We start from the raw sequence: 14,250 nt of genomic DNA, 5'->3' as shown, positions 1-14,250 counted from the left end.
TAGCTTTTTGGTTTTTTATAAGCTTGGGCGGAGCCTTGCGCTTTGCCCAGCTCATAATTTGCTCCATTTTAATACAATGAAAAGAAAAATGAGAACAGAAAAACGGATTTTATTTTTATTTATAGTCGGTCTTTTAGCTGCATTTCAGACAAGTTTAAATGCACAACAGACTGCCGTAAAAGTGGCATGCATTGGAGATTCTGTAACGGCTGGCTATCTTTTGGCTAATCCTTCAACCGAATCTTATCCGTCACAGCTTCAGGTTTTAATGGGTGGGAAATTTGAAGTTAAAAATTTTGGACACAGTGGTGCAACGCTCTTAAAAAAAGGAAGTAAACCTTACGATAAAACGCAGGAATGTAAGGATGCAATTTCGTATCAACCGGATATTGCGATTATACATTTGGGATTAAATGATACTGATCCGAGAAATTGGCCTAATTATAAAGACGATTTCAATGCCGATTATTTTTGGCTTATCGATACTTTAAGAAAGCAAAACCCGAAAGTGCAAATTTATATCTGTCGAATGACGCCGATATTTAATGAACATCCTCGTTTTAAATCGGGTACAAGAGATTGGTTTTGGCAGATTCAGGAGCATATCAGCGAAATCGCAAAAGTGAATAACGTTTATTTAATTGATCTTCACGAAAAATTATACGTACGTCCGGATCTTTTTCCAGATGCTTTGCATCCCACAAAAGAAGGAGCAAAGATTTTGGCGGAAACGGTTTACTCAAATGTTACTCAGGATTTTGGTGGCTTAAAATTGGCTCCCGTATTTTCTGATAATATGGTTTTACAACGAAATCAGCCAATTGGAATTTACGGAACTGCAAACGGAGGAGAAAAATTGGAAGTAATTTTTGATAATCAGAAATTGAAAGCTGTTGCAAATGAATACGGAAAATGGAAAGCTGTTTTTCCAGCAATGAAATCAGGAGGAACGTATCAAATTACGGTTTCGGCATCAAATAAAAATATCATTTTAAAAAATATTCTAATTGGAGATGTATGGTTTTGCTCGGGACAGTCAAATATGCTTTTTCCTTTAATAAAATCTGAAAACGGATTTTCTGAAGTAAAAAAAGCAGGAGACAATACCAATCTTCGATTATTCAATTTCGAAGCGATTCAGGACACAGATGAAAAAGCTTGGGATGCTGCCACATTAGAAAAAACAAATCAGCTGAAATATTTCTCCGGCGAATGGAAAATTTGTGATTCAATAAGTGCAAAGAATTTTTCGGCAATAGCCTATTATTTCGGGCAAAATATTGTTCGGGAAGAAAATGTTCCAATTGGTTTAATTCAAGTTGCTGTTGGCGGTTCACCAATAGAATCATGGTTTCCAAGATATGTTTTGGAACACGATGATAAAGTGGTTGATGTATTGACAAACTGGAGAAAATCAGATTTTATACAGCCTTGGGTACGCTCGCGGGCAGATGAAAATTTGAAAAATGCAGTGAATCCAAAACAGCGTCATCCTTACGATCCGTGTTACAATTATGAAGCAGGCGTTTCGCATTTTACAGCATTTCCAATAAAAGGATTTCTCTGGTATCAAGGCGAAAGCAACGCGCATAATGTTGAATTGTACGAACATCTAATACCGGAATTAGTAGAAAGCTGGCGGAAAGCCTGGGGAACTTCATTGCCTTTTTACTTTGTTCAGCTCTCTGGAATAGATCGTCCTTCATGGCCATCTTTTCGGGACATGCAAAATAAAATTCAAAAGAAAATTCCAAATAGCGGAATGGCAGTTAGTATGGATTATGGTAATCCGGAAAATGTTCATCCGATACAAAAAAAACAAATTGCAGACAGGCTTTCGCTATTAGCATTGCGAAATACTTATGGAAAAGCAGTTAAAGCAAATGGTCCGGAAGCAGTTAAGGCAATAAAAAAAGGAGATGTAATTGAAGTTTCTTTTTCAAATGCCAAACAATTATTGACGGCAGATAAAAAAGATTTAATCGGTTTTGAATTAGTGACCGACAAAGGAATCCGGATGGAGTGCAAAGCCGAAATCAGTGGGAGTGAAGTGCGGATCAAAATTCCGGATAACGAAAATATAAAAGAGGTTTTATACGCATGGAAGCCTTATACAACAGCCAATTTGGTAAATGAAGCGAATCTTCCTTGTTCAACTTTTAAGCTGGAACTTTCATCCATTAATAAAAACTAGAGAGCATCTCCATATTTTTTTTTACGCTTTAAAAGAACTGTTTTCTTTCTAAAGCAAGTTCACCTATTCAATATAAATTCAACCTGCATTTCAGGTATAAAAACATATAAAATGAGCTATTCGAAAACTGATTTAATAGATTTAAAAGATTTTTATCAGAATCAATTACTTAATAATACCGTACCATTTTGGTTTCCGCGTTCGATTGATGAACTTCACGGCGGTTACTTACTAATGCGCGACAAAACCGGAGATTTAATTGATACAGACAAATCAGTCTGGTTTCAAGGGCGTACGGCCTGGCTTTTGGCAACGCTTTATAATACGGTCGAGCCGAAAATGGAATGGCTTGAAGGAGCAAAATCCGGAATTGATTTTATAAATAAACACTGTTTTGATTCAGATGGAAGAATGTTTTTTCATTTAACGCAGGATGGCAGTCCTATTCGCAAACGCCGTTATTATTTTTCAGAAACTTTTGCTGTAATCGCAATGAGTGCTTATGCAAAAGCAAGCGGAGACGAGGTAATCGCTGAGCAAGCGCGTTATTTGTTTGGAGAATGTATCAAATATACTACGACACCAGGTTTGTTGGAACCAAAATATACAGCTGTCCGACCTTCAAAAGGAATTGGTTCTCCAATGATTATGATTAATACGGCACAGCAATTAAGAGAAAATATTGGAGATCCGCGCTGCGATGAATGGATCACAAAATGGATTGCTGAAATTGAAAGAGATTTTGTGAAAGATGATATAAAATGTGTCATGGAACAAGTTGCTCCAGACGGTTCGATTATCGATCATATTGACGGACGCACCTTAAATCCAGGACATGCTATTGAAGGAGCCTGGTTTATTTTGCATGAAGCAAAGTACAGAAATAACGATCAGCATTTTATTGAATTGGGTTGTAAAATGCTGGATTATATGTGGGAACGCGGTTGGGATAAAGAATACGGCGGAATAATGTATTTTAAAGATGTTTACGATCAGCCGGTTCAGGAATATTGGCAGGATATGAAATTCTGGTGGCCGCATAATGAAGTTATTATTGCAACATTGTTGGCCTACACCATGACTGGAAATGAAAAATATGCGAAATGGCACAAAATGATTCACGATTATTCGTATGATAAATTTCATGATAAAGAAAACGGAGAATGGTTTGGTTATTTGCACAGAGACGGAAGTGTAGCACAAACAGCTAAAGGCAATCTCTATAAAGGACCATTTCACTTGCCTCGTCAGGAATGGTATTGCACGCAAATATTAAACGAATATCTGGAAAAGCAATAGTTTTGTGGCTTGCTGATCGCCAGTCAAACTGTTGTGTTTTTGTATTAAATTTTATGCTTACTAACCAAATTATAACCAAATATCAAAAACTATGAAGAATGTAGTACTCTTTTTGTGTTCGTGTTTTATGTGTTTATTCAGTTTAAGTACAAAAGCACAAAGTGGTAAAGTTTTAAACCTTGACGGAACTTCAACTTTTATGACTGTGGCTGATCATTCCGATCTTGATTTTGGATCGGGTCAAAATAAAACAATAACCTGTTGGATTAAAACCACAACAAATACCGGAACACCAAGAATTTTTGCAAAAAGAAATGGCGCATCCGGAAACGGTTATGAATTTTGGACCGGAAATGGCACAAATGCAGGAAAGTTCGCAATGAATATGAGCGGCACCGGAACGCCCAACAATATTAGTACTGCGGGTTATTCTGCAAATTCTATTGCCGATGGAAACTGGCATCATATTGCACTAGTTATGGATGCCTCAAGCAATCGAACAATGTATGGTTATATTGATGGCGTTTTGGCTAATACCGGAAAAACGTTTACTTCAGTAACTTCTGATTTCTCCAATGCTTTAAATTTTGTTGTTGGTGCTACTTCAGATTCAGCAAATAGTTATAAATGGGCAGGGCAAATTGATAATATCCGTGTTTGGAATAAAGTGATGTCGGCGACCGAATTGCAAGTGGATATGACAGCGATTGTCAATGGACCAACCACAGATCTTTTGGCTGCGTGGAATTTTGAAAATATCACTTCTGCTTCTGTTCCGGATGTTTCCGGAAATAATCATACAGGTACTTTATCTGGATCGGTTACTTTTTCAAATGCTTTTCCGATGGTTCTAAATTTGGACGGAACTAATGATTATATGACAGTTACCAATCACAGCGATTTTAATTTGGCTGCAGGCCAAAGTCTGACTGTAACCTGCAAAATCAAAACGGCCGATTTTGGAAAACGCATTCTAAGCAAACGTCCAAATGGTTCCGGAATTGGATATGAATTTATAAATAATACTTCAGCAGGCGGAGGGCAATTCGGTGTCAACCTAACAACTAGTGCAGGAGCGGCTGGGCCTCCTTACGGCACATCCTCTATTGCAAATGCTGTTTGGCATCATTTGGCAATGGTAGTTGATGTTGCGACAACAAGCTGCAAAATTTATGTTGATGGTGTTTTACAACAAACGAAAACATCAACAAATATTGGAGGAAGCAATACAGTTTCGAATACTGGTGATCTCTTATTTGGAACATTGAGTAATTTCTCTTCTTATATGAATGCACAAATCGATGATATTCGTTTTTGGAGCAAAGCCATGACTGCAGCCGAAGTACTGACTGATAAAACAGCTTCTATTACCGGTTCTGAATCAAATTTACTTGCAGCTTGGGATTTTGAAAATGTAAGTGGTATAACAGTTCCTGATATTTCAGGTCGTAATCATCCGGGAACTTTGGTAAATGGAGCTTCAGTAATTGCTCAGACAAATGAAATGCAGATCAATTCGGTTTCATTGGTTCAAACAGAATTACCAACAGGATTAGGTGATATCGATCAGCGAATTATTGCGGTAAAAGCATCCGTGAGCGGAAATCTCAATCCTTTAATGGTAAGCGCATTAAAGTTTACGATGACTGGAACTTCAAATGTCAGTGATGTAACAAATATCAAAATCTATTCAAGCGGAAATACAGCCATTTTTAATTCAGCAACAGCTACATTGTTTGGAAGTGTTGTCCCGTCAAGCGGAAATCTTACTGTAAACGGCTCGAAAGCATTAATTTCCGGAGACAATTATTTTTGGATAACTTATGATGTTTCAGCTTCTGCAACCGAAGGAAATTTGTTGGATGCAACTTGCGAATCGATTATTGCAAATGGAATAACGTATTCGACAACATCAAATTCGGTAACTGGAAATCGTGTGATTTTATTAGCGAACACGCTTTTATTTACGCCTGGCGATGCGGGTTCTTCAAATTACCGTATTCCGGCAATCATCACTGCTGCCGATGGTTCGCTGGTAACGGTAACCGATAAAAGATGGAATGGAGCGGGAGATTTAGCGGCAAAAATTGATCCGGTCGTACGTCGAAGTACAGATAACGGAAAAACATGGTCGGCACCATTAACAATTGCAAATTTTGGAGCGGCTACAGGCGCGGGCGATGCTGCTTTGGTTTTGGATAAAACCAATGGAGATTTATTATGTTTGGTTTCTGCAGAGAAAGGTTTTTTTGCATCTACAAATGCTGCTCCGGCAAAGGTTTTAGTAATTCGAAGTTCGGATAATGGTGTAACATGGGGAACTCCTGTTGATGTAACGAGCCAAATTTATGGCCCAAATCCGAATTGGAAAGGTTTGTTTGTTGCATCAGGAAGAGCGCACCAACTGCGTGACGGAAAAATTGTAGCTGCAATTGCGGTGAGAGAAAACGTTTCGGGAACAGAACATATCAATAATTATATGATTACAAGTTCAGATCATGGTGTAACCTGGACCGCTTCGACCGGAAGAGCAGAATTAGATGGCGATGAAGCCAAAGTAGTAGAACTGAATAATGGAAACATTATGATGAGCATAAGAAATTCGGGAACACGTCGTTTTAATGTTTCCACAGATAAAGGAGCAACATGGGGAACGGCTTACAATCAAACCAGTATTACGGATCCTAATTGTGATGGAGATTTTATACGCTATACATCTACTTTAGACGGTTATGATAAGAATCGTTTGTTGCATTCGATTCCGTTTTCGGGAAGCCGCAAAAATGTTAGCGTACAAATGAGTACCGACGAAGGAACAAGTTGGGGAGCACCAAAAACAATATTTGCGGGTGCTTCGGCTTATTCAAGTCTAACCGTGTTGTCTGATGGAACGATCGGAATCTATTATGAAAATGGCGAAAATTCAACGTATCAAATGTATTTTGTTCGTTTCAGTTTAAATTGGCTTAGCAATGGTGCGGATACATTTGTACCTTTGGAAACTGGCAATACGAGCAGAAAATCAAAAGGAAGTACAGCATCTGAAATACAAAATTTCAGCATTGATTTGAACCCAAATCCGGTCGAAGATTTGGTTAGAGTCAGAATTAATAATGCGAAAGGAAAAGTAGATCTGAAAATTTTTGATGTGTCAGGGAAAATGATCCGAGAAGAAGTATTGAGATCAAATGAAAAAGAAACCTTCTTTTCTTTGGGAGATCAAAAAACCGGAGTTTATTTTCTAAAAGTAAGTGATTCAGAAACTGTAATCAACAGTAAAATAGTAAAGAAATAAAATAAAAAATGAAACAAGCGATTATCAATGCAACTGTGCATACTGGAGAAGAAATCATAAACAGCGGCGTTATTGTGATAGAAAACGGTCGTATTATTTCAGTCCAAAAAGAGATTCCAAATGATTGCAGTCACATCAATTTGCAGGGAAATCACATTGCAGCGGGTTTCATAGATATTCAAATTAATGGAGGAGAGAAATATTATTTCAGCCAGACACCAAACGAAGAAACGATTCAGGATATTTATGATTCAAGTTTAAAATATGGTACCACACACGTTTTGCCTTGTCTTATTTCATCTTCAAATGAAACTATTTTAAAAGGGATCGAGGCCGTTCGCGATTATATGAAAAAACACAATAATGGTGTAATTGGAATGCATTTGGAAGGGCCATTTCTGAATCCACTTAAAAGAGGCGCGCACAGTATTGATCAGGTCAGAAAACCAACCAATCAAGAGTTGGAAGAAATTATAAAACTCGGAAAAGATGTTATAAAAGTGATTACTATCGCACCGGAATGTTTTACAGAAGAACAACTAAATATGCTGATCGAAAGCGGATTTGAGATTTCAATAGGTCATTCGACCGTTACGCATAAAGAAGCACAGTTTTATTTCTCTAAAGGAATAAAATTGGTAACGCATTTGTTCAATGCCATGACACAATTTGGTCATCGTGAGCCTGGTTTGGTTGGAGCTGTTTTTGAAAATGAAAATGTGTATGCGCCTCTTATTTTAGATGGTGCACATTGCGATTATGCAGCGGCAAAAATTGCTTACAAACAAAAACAGGATAAATTCTTTTTAATTAGTGATGCTACTTTTTTAGGACGCAAAGTGGCTTATTTTAAATGGGACAATTTTGATGCGCATCTGGAAAATGGTTTTTACAGAAATGAAGATGGTAATTTGGCTGGCGCAACAATATCAATGCTCGAAGCGGTGCAAAATGCCTTCAATCATATGAATGTTTCAGCAGATGAAGCGATAAAAATGGCAACTTCGAGAGTGGCAGCTGCAATTGGAATGCAGGATAAAATCGGAAAAATAAAACCTGGATTTCCAGCAACTTTTGTCAAATTCAACGATGATTTATCTTCAATTGAAACCTTAAATTTTTCGTAAGCCAAAGAAACCATTAAATGATTAAAGATAAAATCTTCCAGACTGCCATAAAATTCAAAGACTGGAAAATTATTTTCGCAGGAATTGTTTTTTCGTTTCTGTGGGCTTCGGCTTCGACCGCAACCAAAATTGGACTGCATTCTGCACAACCTTTCGTAATTTCTATTTTTAGATTTGCCATTGCCGGAAGTGTTATGCTTTTTATTTCGCATGTAATAATGAGAAAACGGCTGCCACAAAAAAAAGAGTGGTTTCAAATCAGTATTTACGGGTTGCTGAATATTACTTTTTATTTGGGTTTATACGTCATTGCAATGCAAAAAGTATCTGCCGGTTTGGGGAGTTTAGCAGTTGCGACTAATCCTGTTTTTATTGTTTTGATCTCAGCAATTTGGTTATCGCACAAAGTCAGGTTCAAGAACATTATTAGTCTGTTGCTTTGTTTTGCAGGTGTTTTTTTAGCTGCCTATCCTTTATTACAAAGCAGTTTTGCAACTCCCTCCGGTATACTGATTTTAATAGTAAGCATGATTGCTTACTCCTTAGGAACGATTTATTATTCGATGCAGGAATGGAACAAATTGGATATTCTGACCATCAACGGCTGGCAAACGATTCTGGGAGGACTGTTCTTGATGCCATTGGTTTTAATGACTTATCAGGATAATAAAAACACTTTCGATTCTGGTTTTTGGTTTTCTACTTCCTGGCTGGCTATTGCGGTATCGGTTGGCGCTATTCAGGTTTGGTTGTATTTGGTAAAACTAAATCCGATTAAAGCTTCGTACTGGCTTTTTCTATGTCCGATATTTGGCTTTTTGATTGCTCATTTTATGGTAAAGGAACCGCTTACATTATATACTCTTTTTGGAGTTTTGCTTGTAATAATTGGTTTGTATGCTAACCTTGCTTCTAAGGAAAAAAAGAACTAAATAAACTTACTTTATTAAAAAATTAAAGTATAACTTTTCTTTCAATTGTCTTGTTTTTCACTATCGAATTGATAGTTTTGTACTAAATATTCCCCAGATATTACTTACTTAATCTTAACCTATGAGAAATACCACTCACTATTTTTTACTTGCACTCATGTCAAGTATTATTTTTGGCTGCAGCGATCACGAAACCGAAGGTGATGCTTACAAGCCAAATTATCTGCCCAGTATTGATGCGACCAGTCTGCCAAAAGAGAATCGTCCGATGACGATGTTCGAAGACGACGAAAGTCCTTCAAAAATGTACGACAAAACCGATCGTTGGTTTCGCGTAAATCAACCGCTTCAGGTTATTCAAAAAGGAAAAGATTCTGTACAAGTATCTCTTTATTCTCCAGTTGGCTTAACAGATGTGAAAATTTATGCCAAACTACCGAATTACGAAAAGCGATTTTTGCTTTACAGTTTCACAAAAATTCCGGCATTTCATCGTTCATTCCATAAAATTCCGCTTACGGCTGGTAAGAATGATTATCTTTTAGAAACAGGAAACACCGTTACGATCGATAAAATTGACGGATTCTCGTCTGGCGCGATCGAGTTTTCAGTAGAATCGGAGGATCCATTATTCCAAAAATTCAAAAAAATTAAATCATCACATTTAGTTCAGTTTAGCGATTCGTATCATACCAATGAATTAGGAAAATTTCTTCCAATGAATCCCGTATTGGCAAAAGAAGCGATCACAATGATCATCAATTATTCGTATGCTTTAAGCCATCCTTTGTATTACAGTACGTTTACTAATTTCGACAAATACAAACAGGAACAAGCAGCGACAGCAGGAACAACGACCATAAACGGCGCCATTAATTGGCACGGAAATGCCGAAGATAAAGATGGCGTTTATGATTATTTGACTAAAGACGAAATCGAAAAAATATACTGGAATTATCTTGATAGCCGAACTGTCTACATGGCTATGGTTGGAGGAGATTCTGCATGGGGCGGAGGACCTTTGGCTTCGCAATGGGAATCTAGTTACGTTACCGGGCACTGGCTTGGCGAAATGTCGGTTTGGTCGCATGAATACTCACATCATATTGGTTTTAGCCACAGCAGTAATTTAGCCAATAGTGGTGAAGGCGGAGGCCAACAGGAAATGCTTACCCAATTTTATAAATATCTGATTTATCTGAATGATCTTCCTTTTACAGATCCTGAGGTTTTAAAAGGATGGACAAAAACGGCTTACCTAACCGGAACATACAAAAAACCGGTATTTACAATCAGTCCGAAAAACACATTTTTGCTTAAATACAAAGGAGAGGGAAAATGGAACTAAAATATAAGATAAACATGAAGAATTATTTAATGCTAATTTTAATGCTTTGTTTCTTTACAAATTGCAGTAAAGATTCATTTGACATTGAACCTACAAATTACAATTATTATTATCCGACGGATGAAAAGTCGATTACAGCTGAAAGTATCAGCGGAAGTAATGGCGTTTTTGATCCAAAAGCGATTGCGGTTTCAAAAGAAAAATTATATGTCTGCAACGGAAATGTTTTAGAGGTTTTTGATGCTTTGACGCTTAATCATCTTAAAACAGTTTCAAATTATGTTAAAGGAAACAGTACAATTGCGCTAACCAATTTGACTTCTGTTTCTATTGATAATGGTCGTATTTATCTAGGAAGTACAGATTCCCGACTTTTTGTAATGGATGAAGCAACGTTGGCAGGAATTAGTACGGTAGGTAACGGACAATGGTGGCAAACTTTTGTTCACGTTTTTGGTGTTACCGTTAGAGAAGGTTTGGTGTTTGTGAAGGAAAAAAATACGACCATAAAAGTATTTGAAACTTCTCAAATTACGGAGACAAGTGAATGGAATTTAAAACCAATTGCTCAACTGAATACATTAAACGGTTACACTGAAATTTATGCTATGGATGTTTTTTCCGGAAAGCTGGTAGTTGCAGGTCGTGATGCGAAAAGTTATTTGTATTATGATATTGCGAATATTAAGGCAAATGCGACTAATTCGCTTACGACACCAATTGAGCCTGAAAAAACTCCGTTTACAGATCGTAAACCGATTGCTGTTACGTATACCGAAGATTGGGCGGTAACTGCAGAAAATGTGGGAAGTGTTTCGTATTTGAGAATTTACCCAAAAGAGGAATTTAATGGCAGAAACTATAATCCACTTGTAAATGTTTCGGATATTATGGGACAAAATCCTTTCGGAAGTATTGTGAGCACGGCGTTATTGGGTGATCGTATTTTTTTATCGGATAACGCAAATAAAAAAATCAGGGTTTTAAAATTGAATAAATCTGTTATAGCTGAGCAGAATAATTAAATCTCCAGTTATTTATATAAAATAAGAAAGCCTGTAAATGTTGATTTACAGGCTTTTTTTATAGACTTTAGAATTCATTTATTTAATTCGGTTTTTTCTTATTTGTCTGAAGATGTTCAAAAAGTAAATCAGATTTGTCGCCCAGTTTTTTCTTAAGACGTTGTTTCGATTTTTTGACTGCATCAGGTGTTATTCCTAGTAATTCGGCAATTTCGTTGTTCTTTAAGTTTAATTTCTGCAACAGCAATATTCTTTTGTTTGAATCTGTAATTTCAGGAAAATCGTTTTCCAGTAATCGATAAAACTCAGGATGTTGCTTTTGGAATTCTTTCTTAAAATTGTTCCAGTTGCTTTCTGTCATCAAATGAGAATCCAGTAAATTTTCCAGATTTCCTTTTTCGACATCGTTAGGTTTAGATTGTTTAATTTTATCTATTTCCGCGTTTAATTTTTTTATCTGATTGTTTTTGTCTTTTAAAAACTCTTCCTGAAGATTTAAATTTTCATTTACTTCAGAAAGTTTTTGTTCGTTTTTAATTTTTTCAATTTTCAGAGAGTTAACTTTTTGATTGTACTCCGTATTTCTAATTTTTAGACGTTTTTTAAAGCTAAAAAAGAGTACAATCAATACTATAAAAATTAAAATAATTATTGCGGCATAGATATTCTTTAAAGAAGTTTCATGCTTGTATTGCTCGTTTGTGGTTTTGAGGTTATTTTGAAATTTTGTTTTCTGAATCATCCAGTTTGCTTTGCTGATAGCGATGTCGCCATCTTTATTTTTTAAGGAATCTTCAAGAACAAGCATGCGTCTTCTTAAAACCAGTTCATTCTCCGTTTTGTTTTGCTGTTGCAGAATCTTCAATTTAAGCTGAATAATTTGAAGTTCAGATTTTTCAAAGTACGTTTTTGAAAGTGCAATTTGCTGAGCCTCTTTCAAGGACTGATCTGCATCTGTATAATTTTTGTCGGCGACATAAAGTTCAGCCAGCTTTATTAAAGCGTACATTGTATTTTGATCGCTTTTCTGAGATTTAGAAATGCTAATGTCTTTTTGAAGAAGCGAAATTGCCGTTTTTAAATCCCCTTTTTTTTGTTTTATGATAGCCAAATCACCTATTGCTTTGGCATAACGAACTTCGTCTCCAATTTCTTGTGCGAGAATGGCACTTTGCAAAAAATAAGATTCTGCTTTTTTGAGATTTGAAGTGCTTAAGTAGTTAAAACCAATAGAATATACAATTGCAGCATAATCAGCACTTTTTTGAGGGGTATATTTTTTTGCAAGCGTTAAGTAATGCAGCGCTTCCGGATAGTCACCGAGCGTTTGCATAATCCACCCAATTTTTTTGAATGAATCGCCGGGTAAAAGAAGTTTCTCAGCAGGTAATTTCTTGATATCATCAATTACTTTGAGCAGGAGCGGAGTCATCTCTACATAATTGCGATGATGATAAAGGTAGAATACATAATTGAGTTCCGTCCAGATTTCAATGTTGGGCTGTTTTAAAAGTAAAGCCTTTTTGCGGGACTGCAGATAATGAAAGTTGCTTTTCGGATTAATTTCGTTGTAATAATTGCTGTAACCGTTGGCAAGTAATGCGTCGTAAAAAACACTGTAGTACGACGTTTTATTTAAAGGATTTAAATAAGTTTTTAATGCTGTAGTATCATTGTCAAAAGATTTTTCCTGTTGTAATATTGCTTCTAAACTTACTCTGTCTTTCCCATAAGAAGAAGTCTGAATTATATTGTTTTGCGCTTTTAAATGAAAGACAACAAAAAATAAAATGAGAAAGTAGTTTTTATTTAAAGGCATTTACTTTTGGTGGTTACTTTTGTTTTTTGGACTGTAAAAGTAGTAAAAAGAATGGTTGTATTCAAAGGCTTTGATGTCTAAAGTGTTGATTTTTCAGGATTTCTAAAAAAAATGTCCCCTAATTTGTCCACCCTGTATTTTTCGGAATAGTATTTTATATAATTATTTTTGTGGTCATGCTATTCAGTTTGAAAAGATAAAAGTGAAATTAAAAGCTTTTTTCTTTTTCTGAGTTTTGTCCCATTTTTAAATAATTAGCCTATGATTTTAAATTACTCTTCAAGCTTTTTGTTATGCCCAATTTTTACTGATAGAGGAAATATCTACGCTCTGTTTGCAAAAGTAAATTCATTTCATTTTCAAATTTATTGCTAAAAAAACATTCTGAAACGAAAGGATGCGATTGTGTTTGCATAAAATTTAGGGCTCCATTTTTTCTTATTCAAAGACAATTAAAAGTCACACATTAATTTTTAAATCAAATAAAATATCATTTTACTAATCAATCTATAAAATCTTCTCATGAAAAAAAATTACCTTATTCTAGTATTTGTTATTTCATCCTTTTTATCTGTAAATAAAGTTTCTGCTCAAGATGTACCAATTTTGGGTCAGATTACAATATTTGCTGGTAATTTTGCTCCCAGAGGCTGGGCTCTTTGTAATGGTCAATTGCTATCAATCCAACAAAACACCGCTTTGTTTTCGATACTTGGAACCACTTATGGAGGTGATGGTAGAACCACATTTGGATTACCTGATTTAAGAAATAGAGTACCTGTTGGACAAGGGGTGGCGCAAAATGGAGAAACAAAAGAATTGGGTGAAGTAGGTGGTTCAACATCAACTACAATTTTGATTTCAAATATGCCTGCACATAGCCATCAATTAGTGGGAACTACATTAGCTGGAAATACAAATGTTCCGCAAAATGCTTTACATGCCGATACTTCCGTTTTAGATAAAGAATATACTACAGATACATCAGGAGCTAAGGTAAATATGAGTCCTTTGGCAATTGGAATCACAGGAGGAAGTCAACCGATTAATATTCAACAACCTTATTTGGGAGTCAATTATATTATTGCTACAGAAGGAGTTTTTCCCCAAAGACCATAATATTCCCAGCATTTTATGCTGACTAATTATGGGCTGCAAAACCCATTTTATAAATTAAACTCTAAGAGATTTCACTGAGAAAATCAGATAGA

Annotated in this window: 9 protein-coding genes; 8 read left to right on the top strand and 1 reads right to left on the bottom strand. The window is 35.9% G+C overall.

What is annotated here, in order from left to right; translation table 11 throughout:
* The first annotated feature begins 88 nt into the window (after positions 1 to 88).
* The 7 genes from BD847_RS13320 (at position 89) to BD847_RS13290 (ending at position 11,220) form a co-directional block, all read left to right on the top strand.
* Complete coding sequence (locus BD847_RS13320) at positions 89 to 2,194, top strand: GDSL-type esterase/lipase family protein (RefSeq protein WP_115889020.1); 2,106 nt, start codon at positions 89 to 91, stop codon at positions 2,192 to 2,194.
* 111 nt (positions 2,195 to 2,305) lie between these two features.
* Positions 2,306 to 3,493: an AGE family epimerase/isomerase gene (locus BD847_RS13315; protein ID WP_115888758.1), complete on the top strand. Its 1,188-nt coding sequence runs from the start codon at positions 2,306 to 2,308 to the stop codon at positions 3,491 to 3,493.
* Positions 3,494 to 3,584: 91 nt separating this feature from the next.
* On the top strand, positions 3,585 to 6,788 hold the full coding sequence (locus BD847_RS13310; RefSeq protein WP_115888757.1) for a LamG-like jellyroll fold domain-containing protein: 3,204 nt from the start codon (positions 3,585 to 3,587) through the stop codon (positions 6,786 to 6,788).
* 8 nt (positions 6,789 to 6,796) lie between these two features.
* Positions 6,797 to 7,915: an N-acetylglucosamine-6-phosphate deacetylase gene (nagA, locus tag BD847_RS13305; RefSeq protein ID WP_115888756.1), complete on the top strand. Its 1,119-nt coding sequence runs from the start codon at positions 6,797 to 6,799 to the stop codon at positions 7,913 to 7,915.
* A 17-nt stretch (positions 7,916 to 7,932) separates the two neighbouring features.
* Positions 7,933 to 8,847 (top strand): DMT family transporter, encoded by a 915-nt coding sequence (locus BD847_RS13300; RefSeq protein WP_115888755.1) that lies wholly within the window; start codon positions 7,933 to 7,935, stop codon positions 8,845 to 8,847.
* 157 nt (positions 8,848 to 9,004) lie between these two features.
* On the top strand, positions 9,005 to 10,195 hold the full coding sequence (locus BD847_RS13295; RefSeq protein WP_244201603.1) for a hypothetical protein: 1,191 nt from the start codon (positions 9,005 to 9,007) through the stop codon (positions 10,193 to 10,195).
* Positions 10,196 to 10,209: 14 nt separating this feature from the next.
* Positions 10,210 to 11,220 (top strand): hypothetical protein, encoded by a 1,011-nt coding sequence (locus BD847_RS13290; protein WP_244201602.1) that lies wholly within the window; start codon positions 10,210 to 10,212, stop codon positions 11,218 to 11,220.
* Between the two features lie 82 nt (positions 11,221 to 11,302).
* Here the strand turns inward: BD847_RS13290 and BD847_RS13285 are convergent, their stop codons facing one another.
* Complete coding sequence (locus BD847_RS13285; RefSeq protein WP_115888752.1) at positions 11,303 to 13,039, bottom strand: tetratricopeptide repeat protein; 1,737 nt, start codon at positions 13,037 to 13,039, stop codon at positions 11,303 to 11,305.
* Positions 13,040 to 13,561: 522 nt separating this feature from the next.
* On the opposite strand from BD847_RS13285, the gene BD847_RS13280 reads away from it, so the two are divergent.
* Positions 13,562 to 14,158, top strand: a complete 597-nt coding sequence (locus BD847_RS13280; protein WP_115888751.1) for a phage tail protein — start codon at positions 13,562 to 13,564, stop codon at positions 14,156 to 14,158.
* Positions 14,159 to 14,250 lie beyond the last annotated feature (92 nt).

The sequence above is a fragment of the Flavobacterium cutihirudinis genome (genome assembly GCF_003385895.1).
GTDB lineage: Bacteria > Bacteroidota > Bacteroidia > Flavobacteriales > Flavobacteriaceae > Flavobacterium > Flavobacterium cutihirudinis.
Note: the sequence above shows the minus strand (reverse complement) of the source record. Positions and strands in the feature narration are given on the sequence as shown.